Genomic DNA, 17,737 nt, shown 5'->3' with positions numbered 1-17,737 from the left:
ATTTGGTACCTTTATTGTATAGGATATAAACACTTAAGTAAGCGTTTACATAACAGAACGTCAAATATACAGAATCAGTTACAAATATAAAAGGATGAAATACAAAAGCTGCTTCTTAAATACGAAGCAGCTTCTTAAGTTCTTTTGCATATGTACGGCTAACAGGTACTTTCGATCCTTCTTTCATGATTAAATTATAAGTAGAATTGAACCATGGCTGAATTTCAGTAATATGATTAATATTCGCAATAAAGCTACGATGGATGCGCATGAAGCTTGCTTGTGGTAACTTCTTCTCTAAAATTACAAGTGTATCATGTGTTACATACGTTTCCCTCATTGTTTTTACTGTTACTTTCCCATCTACAAGCCCTACATATATAATGTCTTCAATATTCACAAGTACGATTGATTCTTCAATTGATAATGCTAATTTATGCATCTCTGCTGCTACATCTGTCCCCTTTATTTCGTGCTTCGTTTCTATTTGCGCTTGTTTTTGTTTTTTATACTTCTTTAATGTTTGCACAATACGTTCTTCATCAAATGGTTTTAAAATGTAGTCTAACGCATCTACTTCAAATGCTTGCAGCGCATATTGATCATAGGCAGTAGCAAATACAATTGCAGGTGGATTTTTCATCTTCTTTAATATATTCGCGATTTCAAATCCGTTATCATCGGATAATTGAATATCTAAAAACACAATATCTGGTCTACTTTGCATTAGTTCTTCTAATGCGTCTTCCACACAATCAGCCTCACCAACTATCTCAACTTCTTTCGTTCTCTCTAATAAATACTTTAGTTCATCACGTGCTAACATTTCATCGTCAACTACTAATACTTTTAACACCCGGCTCTTCCTCCCCTACTTTTTTTGGAATAATAAAGGTAATCTCCGTCCCTTTATTTAATTCACTTTCGATATGAAGCATCGTTTCTTTCCCAAATAACCCAATAAGACGTTCATTAATATTATATAAGGCTGTTCCAGTCCCTTTCTTTGATGAAACTACCATCTTTCCTAATTGTTCTAAACGTTCTTCCTCAATTCCCTGTCCATTATCTTTTACTTCAAAGTGAACCATACCCTCTTTTTCAAAAACATGCACTTCCACTTCGCATATTGGTTGCTTCTTCGGAAAAGCATGTCGCAATGCATTTTCAACCAATAGTTGAAGAACAAATGGTGGTACTAAAGTTGTCTTTAGCTCATCCTCAATATACATCTTTACCTCATACTTATTTGGGAACCTTGCTTGTTCTAGTGATAAGTATGCCTGTACGTGGTTTAATTCTTGCTCTAGTGGAATCAATAACTGACGTGCCCCTTGCAAATTACAACGAAAATACACGCTAAGCTGTAATAATAACTTCCTTGCTTTTTCTACATCTGTTCGGCATAAAGCTGATACTGTATTAATCGCATTAAATAAAAAGTGCGGGTTAATTTGCGCTTGTAATGCTTTTATCTCCGCATCTTGAAGTAATTTACTTTGCAACTCAGCTTCTCCTAACTCTAACTGCGTGGAGAATATCTTTGCTAACCCTTCTGCTAATTCTTCTTCAACGCGACTTAACTGGTTAGAATTTTTAAAATACAGTTTTAATGTACCTATCGTATTTCCATGTGAAGTTAGTGGAATAACAATAGCGGCTTGTAAGGGACAGCTTTCATGTTGGCAATTAATAACCTCACGTGATTTCGCCTTCATTATTTGCCCTGTATGTAAAACTTCTTTTGATAAACCAGTTATTAAACTATGTGAAGGAATATGGTGATCTGATGCTAATCCAACGTGCGCTAATATTTTCTCTGTATCTGTTAAAGATACCGCATCCGTTCCTGTAAAGCGGTGAATAATTTGTGCCACATGCTTACACGATTCTTCTGTTAAACCTTGACGAAAATACGGTAACGTTTTATCAGCAATACGCAATACTTTATGAGTCTGAAGTGCTTTTGCATTCTCCTCCTGACGCAAAATTGCTTGTATCATAGAAAGTAAAATAAAACTTCCAAAACTATTTACAAGAATCATCGGTATCGCTATTGTTTTCACAACGCTAATTCCATCCTCTATAATTAATAAAATCATAACCATTTCTAAAGATACGATAAAAACACTTAAAACTGCTGAAAACTTAGGAGTAATTGTACGATTATATTTTTTGAAAATATATCCGATATAACCAGTTATAATCCCCGCTAAAATAGAAGAGATTGCGCAGCTTAGCGCTGTCGTACCACCAAGCATATAACGATGAATACCAGCAATAAACCCTACTCCAACCCCTACGATAGGACCACCAAGTAAGCCACTAATACCAACACCCATAATACGCGTATTCGCAATTGTACTTGACGAAGAAACACCTTGTAACCAATTTTCATTCATAATCGTATTTCCTGCTATTTCAATCCCAGTGTAATTGCTTACAATTGTAAATACCGAAAAAATACAAATAAGCTTAAGCTTATCTACATAGCCGTCCTGTTTATGAAGGAGGCGCCTGAAAGTTTTAATATGAGAGAGTAAAAATCCTAAAATAACTATAAGTCCGACTCGTTCAATCATCATGAGTACTAAATTTAGCATCTTTGATTCATTCCTTTTTATTTAGTTAGTTTTATTATGGGAAAATAATGAAGTCGGCGTCAAGACGAACGAAATGTTTTTTGAAATATTTTACACATAATAACTTCCTCTTTATTTGACAATACAATAGAAGAGTGCTAAAAATAAAGTAATATAATACAGTCCTTTAACCCAACCCCGTGAGGTTGAGAAGGAAGTCGGAATACAATATACGTATGTTCTTTTCTTGGGGATACGTATGCTTTTTTGGCCTTCTCATCATATCAGGTGAGAAGGCCTTTTGTTATTCTTCCATAGCGACTGTAGAAAATAAGGAGGAGTAATAATGAACGTCACTACTGATGTACAACAAATAACAGAGGAGACGAAAGCGAAAAGATATAAAACATTATTTGGTTCTGCGCTAGGATATGCAGCAGAAGGTTTAGATATGTTGCTATTATCTTTCGTGCTTGTCTATATTTTAAAAGAGTTTCACTTAAGTCCTGTTGAAGGTGGAAACTTAACATTAGCTACCACAATAGGGATGTTAATTGGTTCTTATTTATTTGGATTTATTGCTGATTTATTTGGACGTATTCGTACAATGGCCTTCACAATCTTACTGTTTTCACTAGCAACTGCACTCATTTATTTCGCAACAGACTACTGGCAATTATTAATTCTTCGCTTTTTAGTTGGAATGGGAGTTGGTGGTGAATTCGGAATCGGAATGGCCATTGTAACAGAAACATGGTCTAAAGAAATGCGCGCTAAAGCGACATCTGTTGTTGCACTTGGATGGCAATTTGGTGTACTGGTTGCTTCACTCCTTCCAGCATTTATTGTCCCGCATTTTGGATGGAGAGCTGTTTTCTTATTTGGATTAATTCCAGCTTTACTAGCTGTCTATGTCCGTAAAAGTTTAAGTGAACCGAAAATATGGGAGCAAAAACAACGCTACAAAAAAGAACTATTGCAAAAAGAAGCTGCAGGTAAATTAACACCTACTGAAGCAGAACAACTAAAACATATAAAAAAATTCCCACTTCGAAAGTTATTTGCCAGTAAAAAAGTAACAATCACAACAATCGGTCTTATTATTATGTCATTTATCCAGAACTTCGGATATTATGGAATCTTCACATGGATGCCAACTATTTTAGCAAATAAATATAACTATACATTAGCAAAAGCAAGTGGCTGGATGTTCATTTCTACCATCGGTATGCTAATTGGAATTGCAACCTTTGGTATTCTGGCTGATAAAATTGGTCGTCGTAAAACTTTTGCAATTTATTATATTGGCGGTACAGTATACTGTCTCATTTACTTCTTCTTATTCACAGATTCAACATTATTATTATGGGGAAGTGCATTGCTTGGATTCTTTGCAAATGGAATGATGGGAGGATTTGGGGCAATTTTAGCTGAAAACTATCCTGCTGAAGCTCGCTCTACCGCAGAAAACTTTATTTTCGGTACAGGACGTGGGTTAGCTGGATTTGGGCCTGTTATTATCGGCTTACTCGCTACAGGTGGCAACCTACTTGGAGCATTGTCCCTGATTTTTATCATCTACCCAATCGGGTTAATTACAATGCTACTATGTGTACCAGAAACAAAGGGAAAAGTATTAGATTAAACGTAAAAGAGGAAGCATCTCATTTAAGATGCTTCCTCTTTTACGTTTTTATTTATTTTGATTTACTAGCCTTCTGAAATAAGAATGCAGTTTTATCTTCTTCTTTTACAATGCCTTGTTTTAATGCTAATTCTCCTGCAACTTTAGGCGCTAACCATAGCATCGGGAATAACAAAATTGATACCGGAACTGCCGTCACTACGATAAACGATTGTAGCGCATTAATACTTCCTTCACCCATATATAAAAGAATTGCTGCAACTGCTCCCATAATAAGCGACCAAAAAATTCGCAAACTAATTCTAGGATCTCCGTCTCCAGTCACTGCCATTGAAATGGAATACGCCATTGAATCTCCTGTTGTCACTACAAATAAAATTGTTAATAAAAGAAATGCTGGTCCAATAATATTAGAAAGTGGCAATTGTCCTGTAATTGCAATCATAGCTGCCGGCATACCAGATTCACTTAATGCGTCCGAGATAGACCCAGGATTCATTAACTCATAAAACACACCTGATCCACCTAATATAGTAAACCAAAACGTTGTAATAATAGGTGCGATAATTCCAATTGCAACGATGATTTCTCGAATCGTTCTCCCTCTTGAAATTCGACTCACTAAAATTGCCATCATTGGTCCGTATCCAATAAACCATCCCCAGAAAAAGATTGTCCAAGATCCTAACCAACTTGTATCACCACGGTATGTGCTCATCGGTATAAACTCAGTTACATAAAATCCAAACGAAGAAACAAACGAATCAATAATAAATCCACCTGGCCCAAATAGTAATATAAATGCCATTAACAAAATTGCTAATCTAACATTTAAATTACTTATAATTTGAATCCCTTTATCAATACCTGTTACTGCCGATATGGTAGACACGGCCACTACACAAACAATAATTGCCAATTGAGTAGTAAACACATCAGAAATTCCAAATAATTCTTGCAATCCATAACTTGCTTGTAAACCTAAAAATCCAATTGGACCAATTGTACCTGCAGCTACTGCAATAATTGCAGCCGCATCAATGATCGTTCCAAGCAGGCTCTTTCTTAATTTTTCCCCAAAAATAGGATATAAAAGCGTTCGAGGTTTTAGCGGCATACCTTTATGATAATGTCCATACATCATAACTACCGCACTAATTGTACCTAAAATCGTCCATGCTAAAAATCCCCAATGCATATAACTTTGTGCTAAAGCAGGCATGACTGCTTCTTTCGTTCCAGCAGATATACCATCATGTATTGGTGGCACCGTCATCAAATGGTACATTGGCTCTGCTGCTGCCCAAAAAACGCCACCTCCGGCAAGTAATGTAGACATAATAATAGCAAGCCATTTTGCCGTACTAATCTCAGGTTTTTCTAATCCCCCAAGTTTAACTCTCCCATATTTGGAGAACGCCATACACATCGCAACAATAAATGTACCTAATAATAAAACTTGCCAGAAGGCACCGAAATATTTAATTGAAAAAGCGAAACTTTTATTAATCGCACTCTCTACATAATCCTTGTTCAAAAAAACTGCAATTACAAATAATAAAAGTGAACCACCACTAATAATAAATACAGGCCAATCAGTTTTTCGACTCTTCATCCTCATTTACACTTCCTCCTTCCTCAGCAATCTAAAAAAACAACTTTATTATGTTTTATTGTTTAAACCCAAAACACAATAATTATATATGCATAACATTTTATCGACTTCCCACATACTTATGTTGTCCCTAAAAATATGCCAAATCCCTTATTAAAAAGAAAAAATCTCTTTCTCTTACATAAAAAAGCAAAACAAAAGACCTTATATTTCTATAAGGTCTTCGAAACAGAAATTTGATTATAACATAAGGAACTCCTTGGTTCAAAAATCCTCTTCCAAAAATAACCGAGAGTAAAGGCTTCCATTTGCTACATAACAGTAATTAAAAAAATTATATTTTGCAGAAAAAAACTGCACTAAATATTATTTATGAAAGAAATTTGGCTTCAAAATTTCATTCGGATACGGTTTATGATAAATATGAGTGGTAGCTGGAGATAATGGTGGAATAAGCCACACCCAATTACCTGTTACAACACGACCACAAGCAGCTTCTTGCTTCTCAAATTGCTGAAATTGTTGTGCAGCAGTATGATGATCAACAATACTAACTCCTTGTTTTTTAAAAGAGTGTAGTACGGCAATATTCAACTCAATTAGCGCCTTATCCTTCCATAACGTACCGTTTCTCGATGTATCTAAACCCATCATCTCCGCAACAGCCGGAAGTAAATTATAACGATCATGATCCGCTAAGTTGCGCGCCCCAATTTCTGTTCCCATATACCATCCATTGAACGGAGCGGCTGTATAAGAAATACCGCCAATTTCTAAGCGCATATCTGAAATCATTGGAACCCCATACCATTTTGCTCCAAGTGATGAAATAGGGTATTCTGGGTGTTCAATTGGCACTTCTTTTACTTCTTTCCTCGGAATTTCTTTATATGTAGGCGCCTTCCCGTTTATAGAAAACACAAGTGGCAATACATCGAAATTCGTACCTTCTCCTTGCCAGCCAAGCTCCTGACAAAAGTCCGTAAATGTAGCGGAATGAGAGTCACCGATCACTCCCATTTCTGTTTTATATCCTGCATATCGAATCAATTGGTGATTATAAATTCGTATATTATTTTCCTCACCTTGATATTGCTTAAAAATCGTAATAGTTGGTTTAACTTTCCCGTCGTTCGTTGCATATTTAATATGATGAATTAATGCATTATATACACCCTCTTCATCATTTACTTCGCGCGCATCTAATATGTGCATCTTACTCCAAAATAGTCTTCCAATACATCTATTACTGTTACGCCATGCCATTCGTGAACCATGAACAAGTTCTTCAAATGTATGCTCATATGTCCCTGTCTTCTCTATCTCAATTTGAATTTCTTTTATACGTTCTTCTATCAATTGTTCTTTATGAAGCTCCTTATAACAAATCGTAATAAAATTACTTGCTTCCTCTATTAATTGTTTCGTTTTACTCATAAACAATCTCCTTCTATTTCAACAAAACGCTGCTACTTTACAGTATAAGCAAAAAGGATAGGAGTCACAAATGAAAGTGAGAGTGTTACTTTTATTGTAATATTTTTCAGAAAATTAATAGATTTACTATTGACTTATATGGGAAACGGGTGTATTTTTGACTCAGGTAAAGTATTTTTACCTAGACCAACTTTTTAAATGGAAAGGAGGTAATGTTATGTCTTCATTTCAATTGCCAAAGCTTTCATATGACTATGATGAACTAGAGCCACATATTGATAGCAATACACTTTCCATTCATCATGGAAAGCACCATGCGACATACGTAAACAATTTAAATGCTACTTTAGAAAATTATACTGAATTACATAATAAATCTTTAGAAGAATTGCTATGTAATTTAGATGCTTTACCGAAGGAAATTGTTACAGCTGTACGAAATAACGGTGGTGGTCACTATTGTCATAGTCTTTTTTGGGAAGTGATGAGCCCACGAGGTGGCGGTGAGCCTAATGGAGACGTTGCAAAAGTAATTGATTATTATTTCAATACCTTTGACAACTTAAAAGATCAACTTTCCAAAGCAGCTATTAGTCGTTTTGGAAGTGGCTATGGATGGCTTGTTCTTGACGGTGAGGAACTCTCTGTTATGAGTACACCAAATCAAGATACGCCTTTGCAAGAAGGGAAAATCCCCTTACTCGTAATTGATGTATGGGAACATGCTTATTATTTAAAGTATCAAAATAGGCGCCCAGAGTTTGTTACCAACTGGTGGCATACAGTAAACTGGGACCAAGTAAACGAGAAGTATTTACAAGCAATTCAATCACAAAAACATTAGTCGTACGTATAAGGTAAATTTGGTAATGTAAAATCAGTATTGTCGAAATCCTCCAGAATCCCCCGGATTGCCACCGGGGGATTTATGATTACTTCATTGTATTTATATAATGTTTTAAAACATTTTTTATTTCTAGTTTCAGCTCTCGGAACAAAAATCCGAATTCACGAGCCTTTCCATTATGTAACGTACAGTTAGTTACCTCGTTATAAGGAGCTATATTTTCCCCAGCTTTCTGAATGAGTGCTTTTATTCCTGTCTTCTCTTCTATGAAATGAATAATTTCTTCTGTAGAAACTACCCCGTTACTACAGGCGTTAATTGGTCCTCTCACATTTTCCATTCCGCACCAAGCTAGAAACTCTCCTGCCTCTTTTTCATATATAAATGACAGAGTTCCATCTACATGATCCATAACGATAGGTTTTTGGTTCACAATACATTCAACGTAAAATTGTAACCTTTTCGTATAATCATTTTCTCCAATAACAACTGGAAAACGTACTGCAACGACTGGGAATGTTGCATATTGAAATAAAACCGCTTCGGCTAATCGCTTTCCTTCACTATAATTAAAATCATTCCTATCTCCATATGTAATTGCATATTCATTTGGATTAAAGTCCTCTTCTAACAAGCTTAATGCAGGTTCATAGACAGCCATTGAAGATGTCATAATATACTTCTTCGTTTTTCCTTTCAAAACTTCACATACCATTTTCGCTGCATTTGAACTATAGCATAAATTATCGTATACAATATCATAACTTTTTCCTTCTAGACGCTTTTCTAGTAGCTTTCCATCTTCTCTATCAACAATTATTCTTTTTACTGCGCTACCAAAAGAATCTTCAGTAACTCCCCTCGTGGCAATTGTTACATCGTGTTCAGCTTGCAAAAGGTACTCTACTAAATGTTTACCAAAAAACCTTGTTCCTCCTAGCACCAACACTTTCTTCAATTTCATCATCCCCATTTTCATGATTTATGAGATACCACCACTTTCATTATAAAACGCTAATATATAAAAAAGCATGAAACCAGTTTAACGATTCCATGCTTTTATGCAGATCATATATTAACGCACTCGATATTTATAAATACAATAACAGAAGTACAAAATAGAAATTACTGATACATAAACCCATAGTTCATATACGAATCCCTCTCCCCATACTCCCATAAAATAAAATAGTGAAGGTAAAGTCAATGTTACCCATGATTGTACGAAGGCAATCCTTCCAAGATATTGATTGATGTTCTTCTTTTGTGTATTTAATACAAAGAATAAATACCAAAGTAATGCCCACATAAACCACGTTAATGCATTAACAACATCATGGAATTGAACAAATGAAACAACCATATAGAATAAGGCTATAATTGCTACCCAAATACAAAACCATCCTAGACCACTACTATCCATTCCTTTTATAAAAGTAACACCTACATATAAATAAGTTAATCCAAATAAGAAAGTAGCCGCATATGAATACACTGTCCAATTGCTTTGGTCAGAAATCATGATCAAATAAAACGGAATAATAATTTGTAGTGCACCCACAAATAAATTAAAAACACCCGCACTTTTCATCTCTGCTTTCCCTAATATAACAAGACTATTTAAAAATAAAGCTGCCCCTGAAAGTAATAATCCTATATAACCCATATATATTCGTGTGAAAATCTTTACCTTTCACACTTTTAACCTCCCCACACTATAAAGTGATACTGATATTATTTTTCTTCCCATTTAAAACTACATACATAATTTTTCATCTGAATAAGTCAGACCTCCTACCTCAAAAAAGAGGAAACTTAAAACGCTTTCAATAATAAATAATCCTATCAAAACATGAAATAGGATTCCTTGATTATAAACGGACTCTAGCAATGATACAAGTGTTGGAATACTTTTCAATAATACGCTTTCAATTCCCATAAAAAATTAACAAAATAATACATTCCTCTATCTCATTCTACTAGCTTCTAGCATAAGATATTGTAAAATCATATCATTTAAAACAGCGAACGTTCTTTTCTAGGTTCGCTAATAAACTTAATAGAAAATGAATATCAAAAATGACCTCTTGCTTTTATGCAAAGGTCATTTTTTTATATTCATCATTAAACTTCTAAATAGCCATTTTTATTATTTGATTGCCATTTCCAAGAATCTGCACACATTTCTTCTAATCCGCGTATTGCCTCCCAGCCTAATTCACGCTTTGCTTTCGATGCATCAGCAAAACACACTGCCACGTCACCTGGGCGACGCTCTGTAATTTTATAAGGAACTTTTTTGCCCGAAACTTTTTCAAAAGCTTTAACCATCTCTAGTACACTATAGCCCATGCCTGTGCCTAGGTTATAAGCATCTACTCCTGTTGTATTCAGTACTTTCTCAAGCGCCTTTACGTGACCATTTGCTAAGTCCACAACATGGATGTAATCACGGACTCCTGTTCCATCTTTCGTTGGATAGTCATTTCCGAATACACTTAATTCTTTTAACTTACCTACTGCTACTTGCGTTACATATGGCATTAAGTTATTTGGGATTCCATTTGGATCTTCTCCGATACGCCCACTTTCGTGTGCACCAAATGGATTGAAATAGCGAAGTAATGCGATACTCCATTCTGCATCTGCAAATGCTACATCACGCATAATTTGCTCAATCATTAATTTCGTTTGACCATATGGATTTGTTGCACTTAATGGAAATTCCTCCGTAATCGGTGACGTTTCCGGGATACCATATACAGTTGCAGATGAACTAAAGATCATCTTCTTTACATTATGTTTCTGCATTACTTCACATAGCACTAACGTGCTTGTAATGTTGTTATGATAATATGTTAATGGAATCGCTACTGACTCCCCTACAGCTTTAAATCCTGCAAAGTGAATAACTGCTTCAATTGCATTTTCTTCAAAAATTGCGTCAAGCGCTTCGCGATTTAAAACATCTTCTTTATAAAACTTAAATTGTTTTCCTGTTATTTCTTTCACTCGATTTATAGATTCTACCGAGCTATTCGAAAGGTTATCCACTACTATAACTTCGTAACCGCTATTTAGTAATTCTACACATGTATGACTACCAATATATCCTGCTCCACCTGTTACAAGTATTGCCATAATTATAGTCCTCCATATTTCATTCATTATAAACTTCTCAAAGTATATCACATATTTCTTATCCTATGTTTAACATGCGAACACAGAAACTTACATTTTATCCCATAATAATTTTATAACATATATGATTCTAATCAGGTAATAAAAAAACGCCACATAATTTTTATTATGTGGCGTTTTTTTATTAAATTACGTAACAATATACACTTAGAAAATGCGCAAGACTACCTAATAATACAAAAACATGAAAAATTTCATGATGCCCCATATATTTAAACTCTAACCATTTTGGCTTTGTTCCATAAATAAATCCACCAATTGTATAAAAAATGCCTCCAATTACTAAGAAAATAATGCCTCCTGTACTTAAATTCTCAGCTAACGGTGCAAAGAATAAAACAATTAACCAACCCATCGTAATATAAATTGCTGTCGATAACCATCTTGGACAATTAAACCAAAACATCTTAAATACAATGCCACAAATCGCAGTTGCATAAACTAAACAAAATAATAGTAAACCGCTTGCTGAATTTAATGTAATTAAGCAAAAGGGTGCATATGTACCTGCAATTAATATAAAAATCATAGAATGATCTAGCTTCCTAAAGAAGTAAATAACACGTTCATTGGCCACAACACTATGATACACAGCTGACGCCGTATAAAGGACCATCATTCCAATACCAAACAAAATAACAGCTGTAATTGCAGCAAATGATGGCATCTTAATAGAAACTTTCACAAGCATAGCTAATAAGGCAATAAATGATAATATCGCTCCACCTAAGTGAGTAAATGCGTTAACTGGTTCCCTTACATAAGCATTCATAATAACACCCCTCATATAATTACATGTAGTTTTGATAACTACATGTAATTATATACACATTTCTTTTTAAGGTCAACATTTACAATTCATTTGTTTCGTAATACCATATTTAAAGATATATTAAACATTAAGTTCCACTAAGTTATAAAAGTGAGGGATTCTACTTGGAAAATATAAATGAATTACTTGAGACATTACATTTAGAAAAAAATATTAAACTTGAGGATATTCCAAATGTTGACTTATATGTAGACCAAGTTGTCCAACTATTTGAGAATACTTATGCAGATACAACGAGAACTGATGATGAAAAAGTATTAACAAAAACGATGATTAATAATTACGCAAAAGGGAAACTATTTATCCCCATCAAAAATAAAAAGTATTCAAAAGAGCATATGATTTTAATTAGCCTGATTTACCAATTAAAGGGAGCACTCTCCATTAACGATATAAAAAGTTCATTAGAAAATATAAATGACTCCCTATTAAACGATGATTCATTCCAATTAAATGCGGTATATAAAAATTATCTTGCTCTTACTGAAAGCAATATCGAAAGCTTTAAACAAGACGTAAATAAACGTGTTACAGAAGTAAATGAGATTTCTTCCTTAGAAGATACAAAGCTACAAAAATTTCTACTACTAACATCCTTTGTGACTATGAGTAATATGTATAGACGTTTAGCAGAGCAACTAGTTGATGATTTGAAAAAATCATAAATAAAAAACTATCCACCTATTAAAGTGGATAGTTTTTTATTTACTTAATTGCCTCATGAACTTTTAATTGTTTCCCTTTAATTGTTGTAGTCTTCATGACTTTCAAGACAAGTGGTCCTTTTCCATTTAATATTTCAACGTAAGAAACGTTATCTTGTATCGTAATAATGCCTATATCTTCTGCTGTAACACCTTTAATTTTAGCAATTGTCCCGACGAAATCTACCGCTCTAATTTTCTTTTTCTTCCCGCCATTAAAGTACAGCTTCATAATGCCTTTGTTTATGTCCGCATTTTTATCTTTCTTTATAATTGGTTTAGCATGTATCTTTTCTTCAAATGCAGCTTTCTCTTTCATAACTTCTTCTTTTGAAGGTCCAATTGCCTTTGGAATTTCAAAACCAATATACTCCTCAATCTCTTCTAAAAATCTATTTTCATATGGTGTTATAAATGTAATAGCTTTTCCACTATTTCCAGCTCGTCCCGTTCTTCCAGTACGATGTACATAGCTTTCTTTTTCAAGTGGAATATCATAATTAATAACATGTGTAATATTATCAATATCAATTCCTCTCGCAGCCACGTCTGTTGCTACTAAATAACGGAATTTCCCTTTTCTAAAATCATCCATGACTTCAAAACGATCTTCTTGTACCATACCACCATGTATTTTGTCGCAAGGATAGTTAGCTCGTTTTAACTGTCTATATACATGATCTACATTTTCTTGTGTACGGCAGAAAATAATACAACTATCAGGATTCTCAATCGTTGTTACATCTTTAAGTAGTGAAAGCTTCTCGTCTTCTATCACCTCAAAAAGAGTATGTTCAATTTTATCCGTTGTAATCCCAGCTGCTTTAATTTCGATATGAGTTGGTGAATTCATATATGTACGAGACAATTTTTCAACATCTTCTGGAAGTGTTGCTGAAAATAGCATTGTCATTCTTTTTGTAGGTAATTCATCAATAATTGCCTCTACTTGATCGATAAAGCCCATATTTAGCATCTCATCTGCTTCATCAATAACTAAATACTTCAAACACTCTAAAGAAAGGGTACCCTTTTCAATATGATCCAACACACGACCAGGAGTCCCAACTACAATATGTGTCTTTTGCTTTAATTCTAATTTTTGACGTGCAAATGGAGATTTCCCATAAACTGCCGCAGCCTTAATCCTTTTGAATCGACCTATATTTGTAATATCTTCTTTTACCTGCACCGCAAGCTCTCTCGTTGGTGTTAAAACTAATGCTTGTGGTTTATTCTCTTCCCACTCCACCATTTCACAAAGCGGAATACCAAATGAAGCTGTTTTTCCACTTCCAGTCTGGGACTTCACAACAAGATCCTTCTTTTGTAATGCGACTGGAATAACCTCACCTTGTACTTCTGTTGGATGATCATATCCTAACCCAGTAAGTGCCCTTACAATTTCCTTACTTAATTTATAATCAGAAAAACTTTTTTTACTCATATATTAACCTCATTTTATTCTGTATTATTTTCTTTTTTATCTTTTGTATACGTTACTATCACCCTACTTATTATACTTGAAACCTCACATAAAAAGGTGGATCATGCCAGATTCATCTTTTTATATAGAAATAAACCTTATCATTTCATATATTGTTCAACTAATTGCTAACATCTTTTGCTCGTATTGTTAGCATTAACCCTTTCATAGTATCCTCCACCCCACTCCAAAAAATAAAAAGAATACATACAGCCTTATATAATTATCTCAATTTTTCAACCTTTAACATAAACGAACAATATAAATAAAAATACATTTAAAATTCGTTTTTAACGTTATTTTTCAGATATAAAATCTACATTTTCAAAAAATGTTAAGAAATCCTTTGACTTCTTAATAAAAATAATGTAAATTATCCTATGGACGAACATTTTTGATTAATAAAAATAAAATATTCGTATTTTAGGGGTGTAAATGATGGAAAACGTATTCGACTATGAAGATATTCAATTAATTCCTGCAAAATGCATTGTAAATAGCCGCTCTGAATGTGATACAACTGTCACTTTAGGAAAACATAAATTTAAATTACCTGTCGTGCCTGCAAATATGCAAACGATTATTGATGAAAGAATCGCAACTTATTTAGCTGAAAACAATTACTTCTATATCATGCATCGTTTCCAACCAGAGAAACGAATCTCATTCATTAGAGATATGCAATCACGTGGATTAATCGCTTCTATCAGCGTTGGTGTAAAAGAGGACGAATATGAATTCGTACAACAATTAGCTGCTGAGCAACTTACACCTGAATATATCACGATTGATATCGCACACGGTCATTCTAATGCTGTGATCAACATGATTCAACATATTAAAAAACATTTACCCGAGAGCTTCGTTATCGCTGGAAACGTTGGAACTCCAGAAGCGGTAAGAGAATTAGAAAATGCTGGTGCTGATGCAACAAAAGTTGGTATTGGACCTGGTAAAGTTTGTATTACTAAAATTAAAACAGGCTTCGGAACTGGTGGTTGGCAGCTAGCTGCACTTCGCTGGTGTGCAAAAGCTGCAAGTAAGCCAATTATCGCTGATGGTGGTATTCGTACACACGGCGACGTAGCTAAATCTATTCGATTTGGGGCAACTATGGTCATGATCGGTTCTCTATTCGCTGGTCACGAAGAGTCTCCAGGGGAAACAATTGAAAGAGATGGCAAACTTTATAAAGAATACTTCGGTTCTGCTTCTGAATTCCAAAAGGGTGAGAAGAAAAACGTTGAAGGTAAGAAAATGTTCGTTGAGCATAAAGGTTCTTTAGAAGATACGTTAATCGAAATGGAACAAGATCTTCAATCTTCTATCTCTTACGCTGGTGGAACAAAACTAGATGCTATTCGTACTGTAGATTATGTTGTCGTGAAAAACTCGATTTTTAATGGTGACAAAGTATATTAATTCTTAAATTTAAAAAGAAGGAGAAGCATTTCTATGCTTCTCCTTCTTTTTCATATATAAAAATGTGAAATATTTTTATTTTACTGAATTTTCTAGTATCATATTTTAAGATGCTTTTAATAAGGAGGATATAAGACATGAAAACTATAATTGAGAATCGTCTTGTTCGTGCGGAAGTACCTAACGAACTAAAATGGGATTTGTCTGATTTGTATAAGTCCAATGATGAGTGGCATACCGCATTAAACGTATTAGAAAATGATATACAGAAACTTGATGCATTTAAAGGACGTTTACATACTAACTCCACAACTTTATTAAATTGCCTACTTTTAGAAGAAGAGCTTTTAATGAAGTTAACAAAACTGTACTCATATGCAAATTTAAAAGAATCTACTGATCGTACAAATCCAGTTATTCAAGCGAACTCTTCCAAAATTTCTGCTTTATGGACGAAAGTACATACTGCACTATCCTTTATTCATAATGAAATCCTCTCATTCGACGAAGGAACAATTGAAAAATATTTAACTGAAGAAACAAAACTCGAACCTTTCCGTAAGTCGTTACTAGAAATACTCAAAAAAAGGCAGCACACACTCTCTCCTGAAACAGAAGAAGCACTTGCTGCACTTGGCGAAGTTCATAGTTCTCCATACAAAATTTACGGCATGACTAAATTGGCCGATATGGATTTCACTTCTATACAAGACGAACAAGAAAATGAACTTCCTGTTTCATTCTCATTATTTGAAAGCAAATATGAATTTTCTCCAAGCACATATATACGTCGAAAAGCATATTCATCATTTGTTTCCACACTAAAACGATATAAAAATACAATTGCCACAACATATGCTACTGAAGTAAAAAAACAAGTAACACTTTCTCGTTTACGTAAATATGAATCCGTTACCCATATGCTATTAGAACCACAAAAGGTTCCACTTGAAATGTATAACAACCAACTTGATATTATTTATAAAGAATTAGCACCTCATATGCGCCGTTTTGCAGATTTAAAAAAGAAAGTATTAGGACTCGATCAAATGCTTTTCTGCGACTTACATGCACCTTTAGATCCCGAATTTAATCCGGCGATTACTTATGAAGAAGCAGCCACGCTCATTCAAGATTCTTTAAAAGTATTAGGCGATGAATATAGTTCCATAATCCAAAATGGATTCAAAGAAAGATGGGTAGATCTTGCAGATAACGTAGGCAAATCAACAGGGGCATTTTGCTCAAGTCCATACGGCTCTCATCCCTATATTTTAATTACATGGCAAAATACGATGCGTGGATGCTTCACATTAGCACATGAATTTGGACATGCTGGTCATTTCTATTTAGCAAATAAAAACCAACGTATCATGAACGTACGCCCATCTATGTACTTTGTTGAAGCACCATCAACTATGAATGAATTACTATTAGCTCAGCATTTACTAGCGACTACTGACGATAAGAGAATGCGCAGATGGGTCATTCTACAACTACTCGGCACATATTATCACAACTTTGTTACTCATTTACTTGAGGGTGAATACCAACGTAGAGTATATGCTCTAGCAGAAGAAGGACAGGCCCTTACAGCTACAACTTTAACTGAAATTAAAACAAATGTCCTTTCGACATTCTGGGGAGATTCTGTAGAAATCGATGAAGGTGCGGGCTTAACTTGGATGCGTCAGCCTCATTATTATATGGGTCTATATTCTTACACATATTCCGCAGGCCTCACTGCATCTACTGCAGTAGCTCAAATGATTAAAGATGAAGGACAACCTGCTATTGATCGCTGGTTAGATGTGCTTCGCGCTGGTGGTACAATGAAACCACTTGAACTAATGAAACATGCCGGAGTAGATATGTCAAAACCAGATGCAATCCGTCAAGCTGTTTCTTACGTTGGTTCATTAATTGATGAATTAGAGCATTCTTATCAAGAATAAAAAATAAGCCC

14 protein-coding genes are annotated in these 17,737 nt (G+C 34.5%); 5 read left to right on the top strand and 9 right to left on the bottom strand.

Features of this window, described 5'->3' with window-relative positions:
- Window positions 1-115: 115 nt before the first annotated feature.
- Complete coding sequence (locus tag ACTJJY_RS10655; RefSeq protein WP_440605472.1) at window positions 116-856, bottom strand: LytR/AlgR family response regulator transcription factor; 741 nt, start codon at window positions 854-856, stop codon at window positions 116-118.
- Window positions 834-2,603 carry a two-component system sensor histidine kinase LytS gene (gene lytS / locus ACTJJY_RS10650; protein ID WP_000933592.1) on the bottom strand — a complete coding sequence of 590 codons (1,770 nt, stop codon included), beginning with the start codon at window positions 2,601-2,603 and terminating at the stop codon, window positions 834-836. The genes ACTJJY_RS10655 and lytS overlap by 23 nt, the downstream gene beginning before the upstream one ends.
- Before the next feature lie 325 nt (window positions 2,604-2,928).
- Here lytS and ACTJJY_RS10645 point away from each other — a divergent pair, with 325 nt between their 5' ends.
- The gene (locus ACTJJY_RS10645) at window positions 2,929-4,227 is read left to right on the top strand and encodes an MFS transporter (protein ID WP_016513283.1); all 1,299 of its coding nucleotides are present in this window, start codon (window positions 2,929-2,931) and stop codon (window positions 4,225-4,227) included.
- 52 nt (window positions 4,228-4,279) lie between these two features.
- On the opposite strand, the gene ACTJJY_RS10640 is transcribed toward ACTJJY_RS10645, so the two are convergent.
- Together ACTJJY_RS10640 and ACTJJY_RS10635 are read right to left on the bottom strand one after the other, a co-directional pair.
- Entirely contained in the window at window positions 4,280-5,848 is a 1,569-nt protein-coding gene (locus ACTJJY_RS10640; RefSeq protein ID WP_440605471.1) for a BCCT family transporter, read from the bottom strand.
- Between the two features lie 360 nt (window positions 5,849-6,208).
- Window positions 6,209-7,279 (bottom strand): nitric oxide synthase oxygenase, encoded by a 1,071-nt coding sequence (locus ACTJJY_RS10635; protein WP_440605470.1) that lies wholly within the window; start codon window positions 7,277-7,279, stop codon window positions 6,209-6,211.
- A 217-nt stretch (window positions 7,280-7,496) separates the two neighbouring features.
- Between ACTJJY_RS10635 and sodA the strand changes: the two genes are divergently transcribed.
- The gene (sodA, locus tag ACTJJY_RS10630) at window positions 7,497-8,123 is read left to right on the top strand and encodes a superoxide dismutase [Mn] (RefSeq protein ID WP_000094037.1); all 627 of its coding nucleotides are present in this window, start codon (window positions 7,497-7,499) and stop codon (window positions 8,121-8,123) included.
- Window positions 8,124-8,211: 88 nt separating this feature from the next.
- Here sodA and ACTJJY_RS10625 read toward each other — a convergent pair whose 3' ends face one another.
- From ACTJJY_RS10625 to trhA, 4 genes are all read right to left on the bottom strand, one after another.
- A complete protein-coding gene (locus ACTJJY_RS10625) occupies window positions 8,212-9,105 on the bottom strand; it encodes an NAD-dependent epimerase/dehydratase family protein (protein WP_440605469.1) in 894 nt (297 codons plus the stop codon).
- Window positions 9,106-9,201: 96 nt separating this feature from the next.
- Window positions 9,202-9,792, bottom strand: a complete 591-nt coding sequence (locus tag ACTJJY_RS10620; RefSeq protein WP_000540540.1) for an AmiS/UreI family transporter — start codon at window positions 9,790-9,792, stop codon at window positions 9,202-9,204.
- Between the two features lie 458 nt (window positions 9,793-10,250).
- A complete protein-coding gene (gene galE / locus ACTJJY_RS10615) occupies window positions 10,251-11,267 on the bottom strand; it encodes a UDP-glucose 4-epimerase GalE (protein ID WP_440605468.1) in 1,017 nt (338 codons plus the stop codon).
- Between the two features lie 184 nt (window positions 11,268-11,451).
- Window positions 11,452-12,099 carry a PAQR family membrane homeostasis protein TrhA gene (trhA, locus tag ACTJJY_RS10610; RefSeq protein ID WP_440605467.1) on the bottom strand — a complete coding sequence of 216 codons (648 nt, stop codon included), beginning with the start codon at window positions 12,097-12,099 and terminating at the stop codon, window positions 11,452-11,454.
- Window positions 12,100-12,263: 164 nt separating this feature from the next.
- On the opposite strand from trhA, the gene ACTJJY_RS10605 reads away from it, so the two are divergent.
- Window positions 12,264-12,824, top strand: coding sequence for a DUF1836 domain-containing protein (locus tag ACTJJY_RS10605; protein WP_440605466.1), 561 nt, complete (start codon window positions 12,264-12,266; stop codon window positions 12,822-12,824).
- Between the two features lie 40 nt (window positions 12,825-12,864).
- Here the strand turns inward: ACTJJY_RS10605 and dbpA are convergent, their stop codons facing one another.
- Window positions 12,865-14,310, bottom strand: coding sequence for an ATP-dependent RNA helicase DbpA (gene dbpA / locus ACTJJY_RS10600; protein WP_000039350.1), 1,446 nt, complete (start codon window positions 14,308-14,310; stop codon window positions 12,865-12,867).
- 477 nt (window positions 14,311-14,787) lie between these two features.
- Here dbpA and guaC point away from each other — a divergent pair, with 477 nt between their 5' ends.
- Both guaC and pepF read left to right on the top strand, forming a co-directional pair.
- Window positions 14,788-15,771, top strand: a complete 984-nt coding sequence (guaC, locus tag ACTJJY_RS10595; RefSeq protein WP_000432447.1) for a GMP reductase — start codon at window positions 14,788-14,790, stop codon at window positions 15,769-15,771.
- A 137-nt stretch (window positions 15,772-15,908) separates the two neighbouring features.
- Window positions 15,909-17,726, top strand: a complete 1,818-nt coding sequence (gene pepF, locus ACTJJY_RS10590; protein ID WP_440605465.1) for an oligoendopeptidase F — start codon at window positions 15,909-15,911, stop codon at window positions 17,724-17,726.
- The last annotated feature ends 11 nt before the right edge of the window (window positions 17,727-17,737 follow it).

The sequence above is a fragment of the Bacillus sp. 22475 genome, assembly GCF_052044835.1.
Classification (GTDB): Bacteria; Bacillota; Bacilli; order Bacillales; family Bacillaceae_G; genus Bacillus_A; species Bacillus_A cereus.
Note: the sequence above shows the minus strand (reverse complement) of the source record. Positions and strands in the feature narration are given on the sequence as shown.